Source organism: Winogradskyella sp. ABM4_392, from assembly GCF_056160445.1.
In genome coordinates this window covers 77,691-99,311 of sequence record NZ_JBSWXE010000002.1, presented here as the reverse complement: position 1 = coordinate 99,311, position 21,621 = coordinate 77,691, and the positions used below count along the sequence as shown (strand labels likewise).

Here is a 21,621-nt window from a genome sequence, read left to right as displayed (position 1 = left end):
AATCTCTGTATTTTCTTAAAAATTTATTTTTTAAAATAAAGGATATATAGTACTTTGTTCATTTGAATAAAGTCTACACATATGCCATTAGAAAAAGATAAAATTATAGAGCGCCAACTACGATTTCAAGAGTTGTTAATTAGTATCTCCACAACTTACATTAATGCAGATATATCAGATATAGATCAACTTATTCATAAATCACTTAAACAAATAGGTGAGTTTGTTGAGTCTGACCGTAGTTATATCTTTTCGTATGATTTTGTAAACAATACTACAACAAATACATACGAGTGGTGTGCGGATGGTATTACTCCAGAGATTGATAACCTTAAGGATGTTCCTGTAGACTTTATTCCGCAGTGGTTAGAAGCACATCGCAAAGGAGAAGCTTTTTGGGTAGAAGATGTTAGTGCCTTGCCAGATGAAGGTGAATTTGGACTCAGAGCTATTTTAGAACCTCAAGGCATCAAAAGCTTAATCACTATTCCTAAGTTTAAGAAAGATGAACTTATTGGCTTTATTGGTTTTGATTCAGTTAAAAAACTCAATAAATATAACGATCACGAAAAAGAAGTCCTTTTTGTCTATGCCAATATGTTGGTAAATCTAAGACAACGTAAGGAATACGAAGAGCGTATAAAAGAACAAGAAGCCAAAAAGCAAGAGCTTTTAGAGCACCTTTCGCAACAAAATAAATCTTTGAATGAATATGCACATGTGGTGTCGCACGATCTTAAAGCACCACTTATTAATATTCATACTTTAGTAAGTTGGTTTATGGATGATAACAAGGATAAAATTACAGACAAAGAGTTTTATCCTTTACAACAAGTTCTATTTAATGTAGAGAAAATGGATTTACTCATTAAAGGAATTTTAGACTACTCTACCATAGACCGTATCGATACAGAAGACAGCCTTGTTAACCTTAATAAGATTATAGATGAAATTCTGCAAACCATGCTCATCCCAGATCATATTACGGTTAAGCTTCAAGATAAAATGCCAACGTTATATGGCAATACTTGGAGATTTAAACAAGTGTTTCAAAACCTCATTCAAAATGCTGTGAAGTATAGCGATAAAGATCAAGGCACTGTAGAAGTTGGTTATACAGAAACTGAAGAGGATTATCAGTTCTTTGTGAAAGACAACGGAGTTGGTATTAATCCTAACTATTTCCATAAGATTTTTAAAATCTTTACAAAGCTAGAAAGTACAGGGTCTTCATCTGGCATTGGATTATCCATCGTAGAAAAAATTGTGAAATACTACAAAGGTAATATTTGGGTTGAGAGCGAAGAGGGTATAGGTACTACCTTTTATTTTAACTTACCTAAGTCTGAGGTAACTAAACCTGAAGAACAAACTAATGAAGCATAGCTAAAAGCATGTTAATGTTCTAGCAAATTTGAGCTTAAATAATTATATTTAAGGTACTTATGAAAAGTCATCGTGTCATTAAATCATTTTTCTACTGTATAGCATTTTCAATGCTTGTAGTAGTATTATCTTGTAAATCTTCAGAGACTTCGGCAGAGCGCGCTCAAAAACTCAATGATTTAGAAAACAAACTGAATAGCAAAGACTTTAAAATTGATGTCAACACTGTGTATCCCTTTAATACCAGAGCGACTACTCAGGTTTTAAATCAGGTGACTCGTAATACTGGTAATACAGCTAATCAAATAAACATTAATGGTTACGATATTACCTTTAAAAATGACAGTATTATTGGAGAATTACCTTTTTATGGTGAACAACAAATGGGAGGTGGACGTTATAATAACCATTTAGGTATTGTACTTAATGACATACCAAAAGATTACAGCTTAACCAAACACAAAAAAAAGGATGCATATATCATGAAGTTTACTATGGATGATAATTCAGATTCTGTAGAAACATATAACGTAATTATGACATTCTACACTAATGAAACTGTAAATATTAGCATTTTATCTTCCCACAGAAATACAATCAACTACAGAGGACGATTAATCGATACTGAATGACCTCAAGCTGTCTCATAGATATTTACAATTTGAAATCTATTCTCTAAATTTGAATACCACATGACCAGGGACATCATCAATATTAATGACTTCATCATTTTGGTGGAGGAAGCTAAAGTTGGCACTAATGCTACAGATTTAGTGTCAGAATCTAGCGCTTGCTCTTTTGATGAACCAGTGATTGCAGTAGCTTTTTACGGCTCTGGCAATGTTGATCTTACAGTAAAATATGGTAAAAAGGAAAAGGAATTCAATTATACCAAAGGCTTAGTATTGTCTTTTTATGCTGATGAAAACGTAGTTTTCGATCATACTGTTGAAAACGACAAACCATTAGAGTGCTTACTCATTGCAACTACAACAAGAGCTATAGACAAACTACCGAACCAGGAAGGAGAGTTATTTGGCGAAATGCTCAATGAGCTGGTCAATCCGTCTGACCATTATGTTGAAGGCCCAAGCTTCATCATGACACCACAAATGCAAACCATTGTTGATGGACTCTTCAATATTCAATATGAAGGCAAAACCAAAATGATGTTCTTTCGCAGTCAGATTACAGCATTATTATCACATTTCTTTGGAGAACTCGCCAATTTAAAAACCGAAAAACTAAAAACACCAGAGCGTGAAAAACTCAATCAGGCAAGAGATATTTTATTAAACAATCTTGACAATCCTCCGTCCTTAAATGAAATTTCAAAACGCATAGGACTCAATACCTTCAAACTCAAAAAAGAATTTAAAGAACTATTTGGTGTACCAGTATTCAAATACCTTCAAAATCAACGTCTTACTATAGCACATAAGATGATTAGAAATCAAGATGCTACGGTACAGGAAGCCGCTTGGCATGTTGGTTACGACAGTTTAAGTTCCTTTTCTAATGCCTTCGAAAAAAAGTTTGGTTATAGACCTAGCCAAATCAAGTAAATTCCGTTTCGAACAAATCATAATCCTTTTTAAACAAGTTAATCCTTTGCCTTAGAGATAGCTTTGTCCTGAATTTAAAAACTAAAAGGACATGAAAACTAAAAGAGCTATCGTAATAGGATTCATCATATGGATGATAGCCATACTATGCTACACAGTAGCAGGCAGTATAGCAACTTCACAACAATTAGAACACCTTCCAGGAACTGTCTTATTCATAGTGGTAATGCCATTGGTATGGTTTGGTGCTAAGTTTTATTACAAAAACGACAACAAAACCCATGGTTATTGGGTAGGGCAGACCATGCTACTTACAGCTGCAGCCTTAGACGCACTCATTACAGTACCAGTATTTATTATACCAATAGGAGGCAGCTATTACAGCTTTTTTACTGCTTTGGAATTCTGGATTATCGCATTTGAATTTTTAGCTGTAGCAACACTGTACTACTACATACGTGTGTATCCTAAAAATGCAACTTCAAAAGCTTAAGTCATGAATATCTCTATTGAAAACACAGCAATCATACTATTAATAGTACTAACAGGTTTATCAGCAGGATTGTGCTTTACATGGTCTAACTCCATTACCTCAGGACTAGGACGATTAGATGACTTGGGTTACCTGAGTGCATTTCAACACATAAACAGAACTATTCTTAATCCAACCTTCTTCATAGTATTCTTTGGTCCATTCTTCTTAAGCATCATCAATATATATGTCTTTAGGAATACACCATCAAACATAAAGGGATTACTAATCGCAGCAGCAATAATATATACAGTTGGAGTAGTGGTGGTCACCATTTTTGGAAATGTACCCTTAAACGAACTGGTAGACAAAACCAATATAGCAACTGCAAGCACTGAAGAGTTAAAAACTTTAAGAGCAACCTTTGAAACCAAATGGAATCAATTTCACACTATTAGAACAATAACGGCAACAATAGCCTTTGTACTGCTCATTATTAATGCTATGCAAATCGCAAAAAACAATTTATAAATCATCAATCAAAAGACGAACAGTAATTAAGAACTAAAATTAAAACACAACAACCATGAAAAACAAACAAAACATCTTAGTCATTGGCGGAACTGGTAAAACAGGTCGCAAAATCGTAAATAAACTAAACACCTTAGGACATAACGTAAGGATAGGATCAAGATCAGCAACTCCAGCTTTCGGTTGGGATAATCCAGATACTTGGGAAGATGCTATGCAAAACATAGACAAGGTCTATATCACTTTTCAACCAGATTTAGCAGTACCTGGAGCATTAGAAGCTATTGAAACCTTAGTCAAAAAAGCCAAAAAATGTAACGTAAAAAAGCTCGTCCTTTTATCTGGTAAAGGTGAAAGAGAAGCAGAACTTTGTGAGCAGGTTGTTATACACTCAGGATTAGATTATACTATTGTAAGAGCCAGTTGGTTTAATCAAAATTTCAGCGAAAGCTTTTTAATAGATCCAATTCTTGAAGGTTTTGTAGCCTTACCGCAAGCCGAAGCTAAAATCCCATTTGTAGATACCAACGATATTGCAGATGTTGCAGTAGAAGCACTGTTGCACGATAATCACAACGGAAAAATATATCAGCTTACTGGTGCAAGAACGCTAACATTCAAGGAAGCGGTTGAAGAAATTGCTCAGGCAACCCAAAGAGACATCGCATTTACACCAATTGCCATATCAGCATACACGCACATGCTAAAACAACACGGTGTACCAGCAGATTTTGTATGGTTAATAGAATATCTGTTTACTGAAGTTTTGGGCAACCCTAACAATTCCGAAATTACAAACGATATCGAGTTGGTACTGGGCAGAAAACCAAAGGATTTTTCAGATTTCGTAAAAGAAACCGCAAAAACAGGAGTGTGGAATGCTAAAGTTGAAACCGTACAATAATCAAACGTTTTAATGTAACGTTTACCGTATCTTAACAACAAACAATCATGAAAAACCAATCAATCATATTCAGCTTGTTGCTGCTACTCGGATTAAATCTTGTAGCAGCACAACAAGCTACGCCAGACGCAAACACGCTAAAAGACAGAATAGACACCTACCTCACAAACAGTGCTACAAACGGATACGCAGCTTCGGTATTGGTGGCTAAAAACGATAAAATCATCCTATCCAAAGGCTATGGTTGGGCAAATAGAGAATACAAAATCCCAAACAGCCCAGCAACGGTCTTTAATATAGGTTCGGTGACCAAGCAGTTTACCGCTGCAGCCATCATCAAATTGGTAGAACAAGGCAAACTTAAGGTATCAGATAAGTTACCACAGTTCTTCAGCAACGTACCAAAAGACAAAAAAGATATCACCATCCATCAACTGCTCACTCACACCTCAGGTATTTCGCCTGCAACAGGTGGCTTTAGATACGATGAAGCGAGTAAACAAGAATTTTTAGATCTATGCTTTAAGGCCGACTTATTAACCAAACCTGGCGAAAATCATAGATACGCCAATGCCAACTACATTTTATTGGCTGCTATCATTGAGAAAGTGTCTAACCAAGCCTATGGCACCTTTTTAGAAGAGCAGTTTTTTAAACCGCTCAACATGAAACATACAGGCTACAAAAGCATTAACTTTAGTACTGAGCAATTGGCACATGGTTATTATTTTAACTATAGCGATGGCGAATGGAGAGATTGGGGAACCACACAACAACAATTACCAGATACCAACAAGCATTGGTTTAGCATTGGTAAAGGAGATATACATGCCACAACACAAGATTTGTTTAGGTGGCACCAGGCACTTCAAAACAATGAAGTCTTAACGGCCGAATCCCTAAAGCAAATAGAAACACCACACGTAGCCGAAGACCAGCAAGCACAATCACATTATGGCTATGGTTGGGCGATTTTCACAAGCAGTAATAACACCAAAATTGTTACTCATAACGGTAGCAATGGCATCTATTTTGCCAATATCCTAAGATTTGTAGAAGAAGATATGGTAATCATTGTACTATCAAATGTAAGACTCAACCAAGATTCAGAAAATACAGCATGGTATATAGCCAAAATGCTATACAATGAAGACTATACACCAAAACCAATCACCAAACTCACTTATGAGCTGGTCTATGACTTCATCAACCAAAACAAACCCGAAGATAGCCAACAACTACCAGCATTTTTAGAAAGTAATTTGGGAACTAAATTCAGCGACAAATCAGTATTAAATAGTGAAGCCTATCTTAAGTACAACCAAAACCAAAATGCCATTGTAGCATTTACCAAGGGACTACAACTAGCACCAAAGGATAATTGCCATTGGTGTAACAATGCCAAAACACAACTAAAAACACTCAAAAATGAATAGGCAAATTTTAAAATACAGCATTACATTCTCTGTATTGTTATACGCAGTAGTTGTACCGTTTCTTGAAATTAACCAAACTCATGTCTTTAATCCGGATTGGACTCCACATGTTAGAATTCACGAAGTATGGCAATTAATCACCAATTCTGGTATAGGACTACTTTGTTTATGGCTTGTTTGGGTTAAAAAAGAAATTAAAATTACTGCTGTTTTAAGTTTACTCATCACAGGTGGTTTTTTACTCGCATTTATATTAAAAGATTTTTATGGTGGTTCTATGAAATATCTAGATGGTAGTGAAAAAACGTTACTAGGCATCAACATAGGCATACTAGGTTTTGGTATTTCCAGCACGATATTACTCATAAGTCTAGCTCTAAACACCAAACAAAAACAAACCTAAAACATCATACAAACCGTCAGTTCAAGTGTTTTTAATCGCCACCAAAGCGATTAAAAATGTATCGAGAACCAAAAAGCACAAAACCAAAAACCATGAAAACAATACTACTAACCCTAGCACTAACCATTACAGCCTGTACCACCAAAACCAAAAACACAACAACCATAGCCCAACCGTACCTAGGCCAACAACCACCAGAACTAACGCCAATTCCTTTTGCGCCAGGACTAGTGTCTACAGATATTTATGAATATGATGGAGCATTTTCTAAAGATATGAGGGCATTTTATTTCATAAGAAGAGGTGAAGAAAATAAAACATCAGCGTTTTACGAATACAAATACAATGAAAAAAGTAAAAATTGGGAAAAGTCTGAAATAGCATCACCTTGGATAGGGAGACCAGTAATATCGCCAGATGGTAAAACGATGCATTTAGGTGACAATTATCTTAAAAGAACAGATTCTGGATGGTCTGAATTACTAAAGCTAGAGCCACCTACTGTAAGTAATGATTCTATGTTTATCATGAGACTGTCATCTTCCACTAATGGCACGTATTATTTTGACACATATAAAACTAACGATTCAACATTTCCAATTCGTTATTCACGCTTAGTTAATGGCAAACATGAAGAACCCAAAGCATTACCCAAAGTAATAAATACAGGAACCTTTTTGAGTCATCCTTTTATAGCGCCAGATGAATCCTATTTATTATTTGATGCTAAAAGGGAAGAAGGTTATGGTGATTCTGATATTTATATTAGTTTCAAACAAAAAGATGGTACTTGGGGCAATGCCATTAATTTGGGAGATAAAATAAATACCAATACTTGGGAAGCTTCAGCAAGTATAACGCCAGATGGTAAATACCTTTTCTTTAGTAGAAATGTAGGATCAGACAATTTCGAAAATGTAGATATTTTTTGGGTAGATGCACAAGTGATTGAAGAGTTGAAACCTAAGCATTAGACAAATTTTATGTGAAATTTATCTCAACACAACACTAAGTACTATTTCATTCAGAGATTGAATATATACCATCCAACTACGCCAAATCACGCTCTTTGATGAATTGAACAACTAACAAAATCAATTCATCCATACTATTTAACAGTTCAGTAATTTGATTTTCATTTTGACTGCCTTTCGAAAGTTATTTGCAGCATAAAATTCAATTAAAAAGAAGTCAATCAATTAAAAAATCAAAAAACGAACAATTATGACATCAATCAAAAAACAAATTTTATTAAGAATGGCATGTGTAGCCTTTGCATTATTATCTAGTATAACATACGCACAAAACACAGATTCAGAAACCACAACACAGAGGCAAGGTTTCATATTCGAATTTACCGTAGGAGGAGGCATTATTAGTTTAGAAGATAGTGCAGGTATTCAAACGTTTGACAAATCTCAAGGCACCTTCGTCTTTCCAGATTTAAAGTTTGGTCATATGCTAAATAAAAACCTAGCCATTACGCTGTCTATGCCAGGAAACATCTACGAGTTTCAGGATAACGACAGACATTTTGGTGGTTTTATTCCATCGTTACAATATTGGGTAAAAGAGCGTTGGTGGATACATGGAGGTATTGGTTTGGCCATAGATTCGCCAGCACTATATGATATTAAAGACAATGTCAATGACGATTTTAACTTCGGTTGTGCAGTTATGGCAAGTACTGGTTACGAAATTTACAAAAAGAGAAATTTTGCGCTCAATGTACAGTCTAAATTAGTACTTGGTCGTGCGTTTTTAGATGGAGATGCGCATAGAGATGCAGTAATCTTTAATGTAGGATTAGGGTTTAGCTGGTTATAAACCTTAATTTAAATTACGAACAAAAGAATAACCATTAAAATTTAGTAACTTTTACAACCAGTCTAATTGCTTTTAGACATAAAATATCATAAAATGAAAAATCTATGTATAGTATTTGCTTTGTTAATCCTTAGTGCTTGTAACAACAATACCAATACTGGTATAACTCAACAACCAACGCTAGCCGATTACGCTATTGGTGAGAAATGGGTTTGGAAATATAAAGGCGTCACTACGGAAGGCGAAGTACGTTCTGATGGAACAGACACCAGAGAAATAGTGGATTTTAGAGGTGCTCTAGGTATGACCATTGGTAAGGACACCATTCCTGTTACTGATATCGTTAAACCAGATGAAAGTAAAACACCAAAGTACGACTGGCCTCTCGAAGTAGGTAAAAAATGGAAATATGAAAATAATTGGACAAGTCAGGATGGCACTACTGGAAACCAAAGTCAGAATGCTGAAGTATTATCCTACCAAGAAGAAACGGTAGAGGCAGGAACCTTTATGGCTTATACCATAAAATACACTGGTAAAACCACAAATTCCAGAGGCTATAGTGCAGATGAAACTGAAATTTGGTTATATGCACCTGCTGTAAAAAACTTCATAAAATTGACTCAAAATCAAGGAGATTTTAGGTATGTGGAAGAATTAATCGAATATTCAAAATAAAGTATAACGCAGTGGCAGATTGCTTAAAGAAAGCTTTCTGCCATTGATTTTGTAACTAAATCATAGTTAAAACCGTTGGTAAACTAAAGACAATGCTTATGAAAAAACGACAACGTATTTCAGTATTACTTTTAATTGTTGGAGTTGCTCTAAGCATTGCCTTTGTAGTAAAGATTGATTTTCCTCAAGGATTAGAAGGCTATTTTAAAAGAGCCTACTACAACCAATTTGGGCCTTTGGTATTAAGCGTTGAGCTTTTAATTGCTGGTTATTATCTATTTATAGGACATAAAAAGACCAATTTTACATTAGCCCTTTTTGGATTTACAGCTTTGCTAGATCCTATTTTTAATCAAATTGGTCTTTTTAATAGCATCGTGCCTTTATACGGAACAATAATTTTATCTGTTTGTGCTTTAGTGTGCTTATGGTTGGCATTTGCAAATGCATTTAATTTAAAACGCTTATCTCCCTTTACAGCCATATTAAGTGCTATCCTTGGTGTTGTTGTTGAACTGTTTTTTAATTACCAATAGCGTTTAGCTTGCACTAAGTACAGAAGAAGTGTAAACTTCTGTTTCTTAAAAATTTATTTCTAAGTTAATGAAATCGAGGAATGAGATTAGGCGCAAGCCAAATTCATTATAAGATTCACGAGCACTTATTTATCAAATAAGTGTGTGGTGCAAACAAACACTCTTTTTCTAAGAGGGTGGAGTAGTGGTGCAAAATCGAGCTTGCGAGATTCATGAACACCTATTTATTTAATAGACAAATTGAGTGAGTAAATGTGTGTGCAATGGATTTCGAAATATTTATTATATTTAAACCACAATCACTGGATTATTAGTGATAAATCCCACCCTTATTTTAATTAATAGCTTTTATAAAAGTAGCCAACTGGTTATAATCAACCTTTTGAAAACCCTCTAATTATGGATGATAAAAATGCTTATTTATTACAAGAATATGATTCTGCTATAAAGCTAACATTTCATATTGATGAATTGAGAAATAAATTAACAACTATTTTCCTTACACTAACTACTCTTTTCGGTGGATTAGTTGCTTTGTTGTTTGAAAACAAATTATTAAATAAGGAGATTGATGAATATAAATCACTATCCTTAATTATGATTTTTATTAGTGCTATTGGTTTTATTATGATATGTATATTAGGAAGGTTAAGAAAAGTTCAATTTGAACATTTTAATATAATTAATAATATAAGAAATCATTTTTTGGGAAGTAGTGATGAATATAAAAGAATAACTATTTTAAATTTTGAAACACTCCCAAAAGAGAGTTTTCTATCTGGTAGTTATTTGTGGTCTTCTATTATTATGATTGGTTCTAGTCTTATTTTTACTTTTGCTATTTATTTTCTCAAAATCAAAAACGATATTAGCAACATTGAATTTCAAATGATTGCAATTTTTTTACTTTTCTTTGGGATTTGTAATCTAGCATATTATCAATTATCGAAATACAGATATGTATAGTAAGGAAGTATTTTTTAAAAAGTAAAGGAAAGAGAAGAAAATGTGCTTGGAATATATCAGCATATTAATATTTTATTTTATCTTCAATGTCAATTTTAATTTAGGAATTTTAATTAATGAATTTTATAGATTTATTTTCGGGTGCTGGCGGACTGTCTGAAGGCTTTATAAAAGCTGGATACAATCCAATTGCACATGTTGAAATAGATTCTAATGCCTGTAAAACTCTTGAAACAAGATTAGTATATCATAAATTAAAAAAAGAAGGGAGAATTGACATTTACCATGACTATTTGAGTGGTAAAATAAATAGAAGAGACTTTATATCAGAATTTGGGAATTTAGATATTGTTAAATCAATAATTAACTCCAAGATTGGTTCAAATAAAAATATTGATATTTTCGAAAAAATAGATGAGCTTTCCCTAAATAAAGGTATTGATTTAATTATTGGTGGTCCGCCTTGTCAAGCTTACTCTCTTGTTGGGAGGGCTAGAGATATTGATGGAATGATTAACGATTCCAGAAACTATCTATATAAAGATTATGCAAAATTTCTTCTTAGATATCAACCTAAGATATTTGTATTTGAAAACGTTTTAGGTTTATTATCTGCTCAAAATGGTTCTTATTTTAAGAACATGAAGTCTTATTTCAAAAGAGTAGGATATAAAGTAGAATATTCTATTCAAAATTCTAAAAATTTTGGTGTTCTTCAGACTAGGAAGAGAATAATATTAATTGGTTCACGAAAGGATATTGATTTTAATTACCCAAAATTTGAGTTTATTGAAAACAAGTTTAAGGTAAATGATATTCTTGAAGACCTAAAGTATCTAATGCCAGGTGAAGCAAATAATACTAGTAATTATGTTAGAGAGACTAATGATTATCTTAAGAGGTTTGAAATAAGAAATGGGGTTGATTTTGTTACTCAACACATTGCAAGAACGCATAACGAAAGAGATATAGAAATATATAAAATTGCTATTGAATATTGGCAAAATGGTAAAAGATTAAAATATACAGATTTACCAAAAAGATTAAGATCACATAAAAATGAAAAGTCATTTTTAGATCGTTTCAAAGTTGTAGATTCTAATAATTTATCACATACTATGCTTGCGCATATAGCTAAGGATGGCAATTATTATATTTATCCCGATATTAATCAAATTAGATCTCTTTCAGTGAGAGAAGCTGCAAGAATACAATCTTTTCCTGATGATTATTATTTTGAAGGAAGTAGAAGTTCTGCATTTAAACAAATTGGCAATGCTGTTCCGCCGTTAATGTCATATGGAATTGCTAATGGAATAAAGGCGCAACTTAAATAGCAATTATGGATTACAGAACTTCATCAGGTTATATTTGTTTAAAGAGCAATCCAGATTCTAATAATTTTCTAGATAAATTTCATAGCGATAATCAATTAGATGCTGATCAAAAGGAAGACTTTTTAGAATATTTGTCAAAGTATGAAGAAAGTACTAATGGTAATATTTTAGATTATGTAAAAAAGTATTGTCATGGAAATAAATTATTAGGTAATTTAGGAGATTTTGAAACCGAACCAGATGGATTCAAAAGAATTAAGCCTATTAGAATCTTGGTCAGTTGGATTCAGGAAATAACAGGTTTTGAACAAACAGATTTAATCGATTACATTTTAGACGAAGATGAAGATCCTGAAGATAGATTAATTGCCTTTACTGAATTACTTGAATTAGAAATTGCTGAAGATATAATTAATGATTCAGACAAATGCAAAGAATATTTAGGAATTAAAGCACTTTTGTCAGATAATGAAAATTCACTATATAATGCTAAAATTCAAAGGTTTATAGAATGGAGTTTTGTAAGTGATGAAAAATTAGAAGATATGGAAAAAAGTGAGATTGATAATTTAGTATGCAGGGCAGGACTATCTCAAACTATTGATCAAGAGAATCTGATTTATGTCCACAGTCTCGATGTAAAAAATGCATATAAACCAACAATAATTGATGCAGGTTTTTATGATGTATTTATACCCGGAGGTCTAACAAAACCATTAGAAGGCTGTGAGGATGAATTAGGTCTTAGCGAATATGTTCATAAGCCAAATCTATTTAAGAATTTCAGACCACTACCAATCAAGATAAATAACTAAAAGAATGACAGAATATCAAATACTAAAACAGCAAATTCTAAAGCCATCTGTGGACTCAAAGAATGGAAATTCAGAGCTAGAAAACAGAGCAAAGAAAAATCGCTTAAAAGTTAAAAGTGGTGAAGATTTGGAAGACGAATTAAAGCTATTAATAAAACTGAAAGATGATTTACTTGAATTTGATAGTCAAGCTATTACAAGGTTATGTAGTTTCATTTTAAATTCTGAAATAAAGGATAGTAAAATTGCTGAGTCATATCTCAATTTTATTAAGAACTCAACTGAAGAAATGAGTTACTACCAAAAAGCAAGTCTTTTAAACTACATTAGTAAAGTTATACCTGAAAGCCCAATGCTCAATACAGATATAATTAGTTATGAATTAGCTGAAGTAAAAAATTATGACCCTTGGCTTTATTTACAAATTTTATCAAATGTTTCAGTTTCTGAAGCAATAAAATTTTTAAGCTATCTAATTAAAAGTGGTAAAAACAACAACGCTCTTGTGAATAATCTGATTCTCAAATGGCTCAAAAATGATAAGTTAAATTTAACTTTAGCAAAAGAATTGTATATGATTTTACCAAAAACTCATCGATTAAGAAAAAAGCTTCATTCAAATTTTCAAATAAAAGAGCGGACTAAAATAGTAAGAACATCTGTGTTGTCCGGTTCAAATGAATTCAAAGCTTTTAAGAGTCAAAGATCTAGGCAAAGAGTTAAAAAAAGAGAGCTGATTTTTGCTAACTAATGAGTAAATGGAGGATAAAACTAACTTAAACTATTTAAAACTCTTTCCTTTGTTTTGGAAATCTATTTCGCACGCTTTATTAAAATGTGTAGAATATAAACAAGAGGGTCAAGAAGAATTAATGACAGAGGATAATGAGGAATTAATTTCTTGTTTTAAAGACTTAGAAGAGATTAATCAAAGACTAGATAAGCACATTCGAATAGGTCTAGTTCCAAGCCATCGTTCAAGGCAAAAACAATTTCCTCGAATACTTAAGTTAACAATCATGGCATTTAATGATGCCCAAAATATTGATACTAATAGTGGTTATTTAATTCCATCGCCACTAAATATTATATATAATCTCCTCACTGTTCCTGAGTATGCCTTTACAGCCGCCTATTCAGTATCAACATGTACTACATTTCTATATAATATTTTTAATTTATCTCCTGCTCATCCGAAAGTAGGACCTTCAGAAATAGCACAAAAACAGAGTAGAATATTTAGTGAGTCTCAAATTTTTTCTGCTTTAAATGACCTTGACAAGTTTAAAAAAATTAATAACAGGTGGCCTAAAGCGTTACCAAATGAAAATTCTTTTGTTTCGAATGGGCCTCTAAAAGTTCCTGAAATTCAGTCCTTTTTGGGAAATTTTCTGTCTTTCAAAGGAATAACACATTTATGGTTTGGTGATTCAAAAAGCGAAAATCGTATAGAAAAAAAAAGTATAGAAGTTGCAAAAGACTTTTTAAAATGTGATAGCATAAATAAAAAGAATTTTTTAAAAGAAATTCGTAAGAAATTAATTACTAACAGATTTAGAGTAAGTTCTAGATACAGGGAAATTCCTGAAAGAGGTAGAATAATAAATCAATTATTTGGATTCCCTATACCAATAGAGGGTGCTGATATTTTATTTTTTGGCGGGTTAAGACCGGCTTCTTATGGCGGCTTGGTAATGAGTGTAAGTGGTCGTGCTGGTGTTGGAAAGACTTCTTTTGCTTTATCAATTGCAAATGCATTCTCAGGTTTTGGTTCAAATTGTCTATATATCTCCCTAGAGGAAGATATTCTAGATTTAGAAAGAAGATTATATACTTTACGCCCTAAAGTAAATTCAGAGTTGAGTTTTTTTGATGATAATACAGATTGGTTTCATGGAATTAAACCAGAAAAAAACTTTAAGATTGATGAATTTACGGATGAATTAAAAAGAATAGGGGAGGAATTGAATCAAGATAATAATACAAGTGATGAATTAACTCATTTAACACCAAGTATTATTGTTATTGACAATATCAATGAACTTTTTGATGAAACTACAAATGTTGAATACGAAAAAATTGAAAATTTCATTGTAGCATGTAGAAAACTAAATTCCTTGGTTATTTTACTAAGCCCACAAGGAATACCAAAAGAACTGAAATTAGAATACTTAATTGATGTGGGGATTGAATTAGAACACAAGCATATTGATAAAGAAAATAAAAAACCAATTAGAGTCTTTAATTTATATAAAACTAGACATCAACTATCTAGACAAGGCTCTCACATTTATCATATGCATGGAAGTAATGGTTTTAGAATATCACCTCAAATTCCTTCACAAATTGACAGAAAGGAGCAAACACAGAGACTTTTAAGAGATACAGGCAAAATAATACATAGCCTAAATATAATAGAAAACAAGAAGTCAACTACGTTAGATATAATTAGAAATTCTAATAAAAAAGTAAAATCCAGTAGAGAATTTTATTTAGAATTGTATCCAAGATCTAACATTTTAGTGCATGGCTATGGCAGTTCTGGAAAAGCTGGATTTTCTTTAAATATACTTTTAACACCTCCAATGGACAAGACTTTGGATATTAGTGTAATAAATGATTTTGACTTTGGGCATAAAAATCATCAAAGAAATATTCTAATAATTTCATTTTTATATCCTGAAAAATATTATGAAGATGTCGTATATAAGACTCTTCAAAAAGATATACGCAAGACATATAAAAATATACCTAGCCCCTTATTAGATTTTATTGTGCTTTATCCTGGTTTTATTACTGCTCAAGATTTTTTAAAAAAAATAACTCAAAAACTCGATGAGGCTAATCTAAGAGGAAAACCATTTACAGGAGTATTGATAGATGGATTGCATAATGTATTTTTACAATTTGAAAAATTACAAGATAGCACAATGGTTTGGCCAATGTTGTATAATATTCTTTCAAGATATGACCTGACTGTAGTTAGTACATTTACGAACTTTTCCTTAAATGACAAATTATACGACAATGATTCATCGGACAGACATCAGTTGATTCATCAAGCAATACCAGACCATCTACTTTTGCAAAAGGGAATGGCTCCTTTTTTACACGCTTTGGTAAAGGCTTCCGATTTCTATTTTTTCATGGAAGAAGTAAGTTCGAAAAGAGATGGGGAAAAGAGATTTGTCCTGGCAGTTAAAAGTGCTATAAACCAAGATATACCTGAAGAGTTCTTAGAGTGGGATAGAGAGAATAGCAGATTTTTAGAAGTTTACACACACCCACAATTAATAAATTTTATTCTTGGTGATAGTAAAATTAAAAATTGAAATTTTAATTAGTCCCTTAGAAATTGGCCTCATAAAATTTTGGCTAATACAATAGGTGAGTGGAGCTTAAGATTTTAGGGATCTAGCAATACTAATTCTTAAAAGTTATAAACTTTAAATTGAATTTCAAAGCAATCTTAATTAGTTCAGAAGTTTCCTAAAATGTAGCGTAACGTGCCGTAATTGTTTCCAAAATTATATGCAGTCTTGATTTTTTTGTTTCTTTTATTAACAAGAAAAAAAGATATAATGTAAAACTTGGTCAGTTATAAAGTCTCGAATTCTATTTTACATAATGTTAATGCGGTTTATTAGAACTGTTCTAAAAAGACTTAAGAGCGATTTAAAGCAAGTCTCTGAGAATCGCGTAGAAAAAAATTTATCACACAAATATCCAAATACCTCAAAATTACAATAGCGTTAAAAATCTGGTTTTTTTGTGTGCTGGAATGATTTATCGGATGATTAGTTTTAATACTAATTGATACAATAATATGAATACTTACAAAGTTCGTTAAGGTTATTTTAGTTTAAAAACCACAATTTGCTTGTACATAATCATTGACGTTATAGAACACTATGTGTCTCTAGAACTATGATGATGTCAAATATCGCTAATAAGCGCTATTACGCAAATTGTTATAATTGTCCTATAATTTACATTATGTAAAATAGTATTTTTACAACCACACTCTATTCTTTGTAGTACTTCTCGATACTATTGCTCACCCTTCGCAATCACTCGAAGTGACGAAATATTGTTAACTAAATAACTCTAATAATACGCTAACGTCAGTTCGAGTGAATTTTAGTAGCCACAGCGGATAAAATTAGTATCGAGAACAAATATACCATACAATTACTTCTCGATACAATTGCTCATGCTTCGCAATCACTCGAAGTGACGAAAACATTAAGTTCATCAAATAAAAAAGCCTGTACATTACATACAGGCCATACTAACAAAATTTATGAACAATACTTATTGATGTTTCCTCACAAGAATAACTGCGCTACTATCAAAACAAGATCCAAAAAACGCAGCACCACCAAAATTAGAATTAAAACTCATCACGTACGGATGATAACCAACCTTAGTAGAAGTCCAGTAAAACTGGTTTTCATCAAAGTTACCAATGCCTTGCATATGCACATTATTAAATATAGCCTCTATAGACGCTTTACTTGGTACAAACCAATCGTCATGGTCTCTATACACCAAATCCGTAACAATCTTAAAGACATAGTCATCACTACCAAATTCTAACCCATTTGGTACAGTACTGTTATCGTTAAGGTTACCATCTACTAAAAGCTGTGTGTTGGTTTGGCCATCACCAATGAGCTCTCCATTGGTTAAATCAAAATGGTCTCCCCAAGATTTTGTACCAATTTCAGAATAATCTGCTACAATCATTAAAGAACCATCCGTTTCATCTACATAATAGATATATCCACCTCCAAATTCTAATCCATGTAAGGCTTCTACTCCAACTTCAGTTGTTATATCTAGGACTGCTACTCCATTCTCTAAGTTTTCTATTACACTAAGTTCTGCGTTGTATTGTGTAGGGTCTATACTGTTGTCGTCATCGTTAGAACAGTTAAACATGATTAATGCTAATGCGATAAGATAAATGTTTTTCATAGTTATTAATTAATTGGTTTATACATAGTAAACAATCTAAAACTAAAAACTCCTGAATTTTTTGATGACAAAATTCAAGTTTTACGATATAAGAGTAAATCTTAATATCTAACACCATGAAAAAATTAGTTTTTACCACATTTATTTTAGCAACCTTAATCTTTAGCTGTTCTTCTTCTGACGATAGTGATGATGGACCTCAAGATCCAATGCTACAAGGTCATTATTCATTACGAGTTAATGGAGATAGCTTTAATGATGAGTTATTTACATTCGATAGAGACACTATTGAAGCAGGGAATCTAGGTCTTAAATTTACATCGAGCGATAACAGTAATAATAGTCTGTTTTTTGCAATACCTAGTGCCAACGAAGGTACGCAATATTCCATAGCACCATATGTAAGTAATACGACCAGTACCTCTAGTATGATTTTATCTGGCAGTGGTATCTACTTATCTGAAGATGGTAATGTTTTTATTACTGAAGTGAATGTAGATGGCAATTGTGCAACTTATATAGGTTCTTTTAGTATTAACTACAGACGCCAAGATAATACACCTGGTACTATAAATGTGCAAGGAAGCTTCGATGTGCCTGTTGCATCGGTTTGTGATTAAATAGAGAACTACTACTCCACTAATAAAAAAGCCCTGAACATAACATTCAGGGCTTTTACGGTTAATTAATATGTATGTTGACTATTTTGTTGGTTCAGTATCATCAGACAATACAATATCTTTTTTGGCAACTAAAATGCCATCTTCTTTCTTTGTAGTTAATATGCGTTCTGTATTTCCTTTCTTAGCTAAACGCTTTCTACAACGCTTGGTTAACAAAGGGTCATCATCAAATAATAAAGATTCTAATTGTACTTCTTCTTTTGATGCTTCTTTAAGAATAGGAAAAATCTGCTGCATTTGGTTGTAACGTCTGTCGTTACCAGGTATAAATGTATAAAAGGTATATCTACCATCTTCATCGGTTTTTACCCAACTTCTATGAAAAACATAACGTTGATCACCAGCACGTCTTAGATCAAAATCACCATTCTCATCGGGTTGTTCTATAAAAAGAATAACATCCTTAGCAGGTGTAACACCATCACTTTGGTAAATAACACCAGTTAATTTTAATTTATTAGTCTTAGATCTAAAATCTGGAATAGTATCTGTGTTTGTCAGTTGGTCCTCTGCCCTATCGTATATTGGGCTTTCTTGTGCATAACTAGGATTAAATGCACTATAAAAACAAATCAGACAAAAAGCAGCGATTAGATTTTTCATGACGAATATGATTTGGGTTCGGTCAAATTTGCTTTAAAAAATCTGTAGTACCTTAAAAATCATATGATTGCAATAATTTTGCGACGAAATGAAAAAAAATGCAAAAATCAACGATAAAATACACTCTAAAACGCCATTCTAAAGCCTGTAATTTTTAATTTAAAACACATCATTTTCCATATTAAAATTTTCTAAAAACACATAAAAAAATGAATTTTTTTCACTCTAATTCTACTCGAAAAGTGTTAAAATTCACACATGTATTTTATCGACGAAATATGCCTTTAATCCACTATTTATGCAGTTTATCCATGAAATATGCATTTAAAGTGTTAAAATTTTTTCAAGAAAAAAGCCTGAAATTAGTTGTTTTTGTGATTATTTTATATAGATTTGTCACTGTTAGTCCAAATCAAAACTATAAATATGAAAACAAAACTTACTTTATTTGGTGCTTTATTTTTCCTAATGATAGGATTTGGAAATGCCCAAGATTCAGCATCTAAAAAGAGTGATAATTCACAAAGTATTATTAGTGGTAAAGTAAATATTTCTAAATACCACAGTAGAGAACAATTAGATGATATGTCTAAGGGTGAATTATTAACATTATATATAGAACGTATAGAAGTTATTGTAAATATTCTTCCAAATATTGCTTTTGCTACAAAACCTGGTGTAACTATGAAATCTTTAGGTATTCCAGAGACAAAAGAAAATAAAAAGGCCTTAGAAGATAATAAAGAAGCTTCTGACGAATATTTTGAAAGTACTGTAGAGTTTCAGACCAAGATCCTACCCTATTCAGACACTAATGATCTTATTGCAGCGATTTTGTTCTATGAATCTACTTTAAAGGCTTTACACACTTATAACGATTTTAAAGAGGATTAGTCTATAATCAATTTCATGTTTTTTAACCTCGCAATTTTGCGAGGTTTTTTATTTTATAAACATTTTTAATAAAATACTGATATTCAATATCTTAAATATTAAGTTTTTTTGCTTAAAATTCGTATTATTTGTAGGAAAAATAATAATCAACTCTTAAAATTATGTATTTCAACGATAATTTCTTGTATTTCATAGGATTAATTACTATGTTTGAGGCAATTAGTTGAAAAAATTACTTAAAAACCCAAATTAACGAATTTAACTACTATGAAAAATTTTATTCAAACCGCACTTATTTTTCTATTAGTGTTAAGCAACTGTTTTGCACAACAGGAAAAAGGAATAATTGGCTACGACAATTGGCTGAATTCATGGACAGAGTTTAAACCTAGTCAATCAGAGTATGGTGAACCAACTCAGATTCTGAGTGGGAAAATTTCAAAAGACACAAAACTACTTAAGAGAGATGTTTACCTTCTTATTGGTGATGTATTTGTAACTGACAGTGCTACATTAACTATTGAGCCAGGAACCAGAATACTCGGCGATTTTGATTCTAAAGCATCTTTAATTGTTAGCAAAGGTGCTAAACTTGTGGCAAAAGGAACTCAAACAGATCCTATCATATTCACTTCAAGCAGAGACAGTAAAAAAGCTGGTGATTGGGGAGGAATATTTATTTTAGGTGATGCTCCTTTAAACACTTACGGACAATTATCTTCTCTTAATTATGGTTTAAAACCATCATCTACTGAGCACATTGCTTATGGTGGTAATAATACAGAGAGTGATTCTGGAATTTTAAAATATGTAAGAATCGAATTTGCAGGAAAGCGAACAAAAAAGTTTGGTTACTTTAATGCTTTAACGCTTGCTGGTATTGGTAATAAAACTGTTGTTGAGAATGTAATGGTAAGCTACTCTGCTGGTAATTCATTTAATGTTCTTGGTGGTTCTGCAATACTTGAAAAATTGGTATCGTACAGATCAAATATTAATGACTACGAATTTAACTACGGAACACAGTGTCAATTAATTAATTCTTTAGCTATAAGATCACCTTATGTGTCTAGCGCAAATGGCTCAAGATGTATGGTTATAAAGTCTTATGACAACAAAGAAGAATCTGATACTTCAAAACGACAAACGTTTGTTAATGCAGAAAACTTAACCTTAGTTAATGTATCTGATAATATTAAGTCAGATATACAAGTTGGACTTGTACAAGAAGCTATTTATGTTGGTGCTGATGCATCTTTTGCAATAAATAAGAGTGTAATTTCAGGTTTTTATCCTGCTGTAATTTTAGATGATAAAATTAAGCTAAACAACGAAAACCTTGAAAAAATTCAGTTTACAAAAACCTACTTTAATAATTGTAAAGGGAATATCTACAGAAAAGGATACACTAATAATGATGATTTAGAAAGCTGGTATGGTAGCAGAGCGTTTAACAATCTTTACGCTAAAGGTTCTGATAAGGAAACTTTTATCGCAGCTAACAGTACCAGAAATCCTGATTTTAGATTACAAGTAAATAGAATCATTGCCTCAAATGATTTTATAGATGATGACGATGATGATTAGTATTTAGTATAATTATTG

Annotated in this window: 22 protein-coding genes; 20 read left to right on the top strand and 2 right to left on the bottom strand. The window is 32.2% G+C overall.

Features of this window, described 5'->3' with window-relative positions; all coding sequences use genetic code 11:
• The first annotated feature begins 81 nt into the window (after positions 1-81).
• The 17 genes from ACXAFS_RS06540 to ACXAFS_RS06460 all read left to right on the top strand — a co-directional run bounded on the left by ACXAFS_RS06540 (position 82) and on the right by ACXAFS_RS06460 (position 16,188).
• Positions 82-1,386: a GAF domain-containing sensor histidine kinase gene (locus ACXAFS_RS06540; RefSeq protein WP_475306004.1), complete on the top strand. Its 1,305-nt coding sequence runs from the start codon at positions 82-84 to the stop codon at positions 1,384-1,386.
• A 59-nt stretch (positions 1,387-1,445) separates the two neighbouring features.
• Positions 1,446-2,018, top strand: coding sequence for a DUF4251 domain-containing protein (locus ACXAFS_RS06535; protein ID WP_475306003.1), 573 nt, complete (start codon positions 1,446-1,448; stop codon positions 2,016-2,018).
• 60 nt (positions 2,019-2,078) lie between these two features.
• Positions 2,079-2,951, top strand: coding sequence for a helix-turn-helix domain-containing protein (locus ACXAFS_RS06530; RefSeq protein WP_475306002.1), 873 nt, complete (start codon positions 2,079-2,081; stop codon positions 2,949-2,951).
• 91 nt (positions 2,952-3,042) lie between these two features.
• Positions 3,043-3,444 carry a DUF5367 family protein gene (locus ACXAFS_RS06525; RefSeq protein WP_475306001.1) on the top strand — a complete coding sequence of 134 codons (402 nt, stop codon included), beginning with the start codon at positions 3,043-3,045 and terminating at the stop codon, positions 3,442-3,444.
• Positions 3,445-3,447: 3 nt separating this feature from the next.
• Positions 3,448-3,954, top strand: a complete 507-nt coding sequence (locus ACXAFS_RS06520) for an anthrone oxygenase family protein (protein WP_475306000.1) — start codon at positions 3,448-3,450, stop codon at positions 3,952-3,954.
• A 55-nt stretch (positions 3,955-4,009) separates the two neighbouring features.
• A complete protein-coding gene (locus tag ACXAFS_RS06515) occupies positions 4,010-4,858 on the top strand; it encodes an NAD(P)H-binding protein (protein ID WP_475305999.1) in 849 nt (282 codons plus the stop codon).
• 47 nt (positions 4,859-4,905) lie between these two features.
• Positions 4,906-6,294, top strand: a complete 1,389-nt coding sequence (locus ACXAFS_RS06510) for a serine hydrolase domain-containing protein (RefSeq protein WP_475305998.1) — start codon at positions 4,906-4,908, stop codon at positions 6,292-6,294.
• Positions 6,287-6,697: a hypothetical protein gene (locus tag ACXAFS_RS06505; protein ID WP_475305997.1), complete on the top strand. Its 411-nt coding sequence runs from the start codon at positions 6,287-6,289 to the stop codon at positions 6,695-6,697. The genes ACXAFS_RS06510 and ACXAFS_RS06505 overlap by 8 nt, the downstream gene beginning before the upstream one ends.
• A gap of 92 nt (positions 6,698-6,789) precedes the next feature.
• Positions 6,790-7,671 (top strand): TolB-like translocation protein, encoded by an 882-nt coding sequence (locus ACXAFS_RS06500; protein WP_475305996.1) that lies wholly within the window; start codon positions 6,790-6,792, stop codon positions 7,669-7,671.
• 250 nt (positions 7,672-7,921) lie between these two features.
• Positions 7,922-8,524: a hypothetical protein gene (locus ACXAFS_RS06495; protein WP_475305995.1), complete on the top strand. Its 603-nt coding sequence runs from the start codon at positions 7,922-7,924 to the stop codon at positions 8,522-8,524.
• A gap of 93 nt (positions 8,525-8,617) precedes the next feature.
• A complete protein-coding gene (locus ACXAFS_RS06490) occupies positions 8,618-9,202 on the top strand; it encodes a hypothetical protein (protein WP_475305994.1) in 585 nt (194 codons plus the stop codon).
• A 98-nt stretch (positions 9,203-9,300) separates the two neighbouring features.
• Entirely contained in the window at positions 9,301-9,738 is a 438-nt protein-coding gene (locus ACXAFS_RS06485) for a hypothetical protein (RefSeq protein ID WP_475305993.1), read from the top strand.
• A gap of 399 nt (positions 9,739-10,137) precedes the next feature.
• A complete protein-coding gene (locus ACXAFS_RS06480; RefSeq protein ID WP_475305992.1) occupies positions 10,138-10,704 on the top strand; it encodes a hypothetical protein in 567 nt (188 codons plus the stop codon).
• A 116-nt stretch (positions 10,705-10,820) separates the two neighbouring features.
• Complete coding sequence (locus tag ACXAFS_RS06475) at positions 10,821-12,041, top strand: DNA cytosine methyltransferase (RefSeq protein WP_475305991.1); 1,221 nt, start codon at positions 10,821-10,823, stop codon at positions 12,039-12,041.
• A 5-nt stretch (positions 12,042-12,046) separates the two neighbouring features.
• A complete protein-coding gene (locus ACXAFS_RS06470) occupies positions 12,047-12,856 on the top strand; it encodes a hypothetical protein (RefSeq protein WP_475305990.1) in 810 nt (269 codons plus the stop codon).
• Positions 12,857-12,860: 4 nt separating this feature from the next.
• Complete coding sequence (locus ACXAFS_RS06465) at positions 12,861-13,607, top strand: hypothetical protein (RefSeq protein ID WP_475305989.1); 747 nt, start codon at positions 12,861-12,863, stop codon at positions 13,605-13,607.
• A gap of 7 nt (positions 13,608-13,614) precedes the next feature.
• A complete protein-coding gene (locus tag ACXAFS_RS06460; protein WP_475305988.1) occupies positions 13,615-16,188 on the top strand; it encodes an RAD55 family ATPase in 2,574 nt (857 codons plus the stop codon).
• A 982-nt stretch (positions 16,189-17,170) separates the two neighbouring features.
• Here the strand turns inward: ACXAFS_RS06460 and ACXAFS_RS06455 are convergent.
• Positions 17,171-17,836: a hypothetical protein gene (locus ACXAFS_RS06455; protein ID WP_475305987.1), complete on the bottom strand. Its 666-nt coding sequence runs from the start codon at positions 17,834-17,836 to the stop codon at positions 17,171-17,173.
• 116 nt (positions 17,837-17,952) lie between these two features.
• Between ACXAFS_RS06455 and ACXAFS_RS06450 the strand changes: the two genes are divergently transcribed.
• The gene (locus ACXAFS_RS06450) at positions 17,953-18,456 is read left to right on the top strand and encodes a hypothetical protein (protein WP_475305986.1); all 504 of its coding nucleotides are present in this window, start codon (positions 17,953-17,955) and stop codon (positions 18,454-18,456) included.
• An 81-nt stretch (positions 18,457-18,537) separates the two neighbouring features.
• On the opposite strand, the gene ACXAFS_RS06445 is transcribed toward ACXAFS_RS06450, so the two are convergent.
• On the bottom strand, positions 18,538-19,122 hold the full coding sequence (locus ACXAFS_RS06445; RefSeq protein ID WP_475305985.1) for a hypothetical protein: 585 nt from the start codon (positions 19,120-19,122) through the stop codon (positions 18,538-18,540).
• 426 nt (positions 19,123-19,548) lie between these two features.
• Here ACXAFS_RS06445 and ACXAFS_RS06440 point away from each other — a divergent pair, with 426 nt between their 5' ends.
• The gene (locus tag ACXAFS_RS06440; RefSeq protein ID WP_475305984.1) at positions 19,549-20,016 is read left to right on the top strand and encodes a hypothetical protein; all 468 of its coding nucleotides are present in this window, start codon (positions 19,549-19,551) and stop codon (positions 20,014-20,016) included.
• Between the two features lie 267 nt (positions 20,017-20,283).
• Positions 20,284-21,603, top strand: a complete 1,320-nt coding sequence (locus ACXAFS_RS06435) for a hypothetical protein (RefSeq protein WP_475305983.1) — start codon at positions 20,284-20,286, stop codon at positions 21,601-21,603.
• The last annotated feature ends 18 nt before the right edge of the window (positions 21,604-21,621 follow it).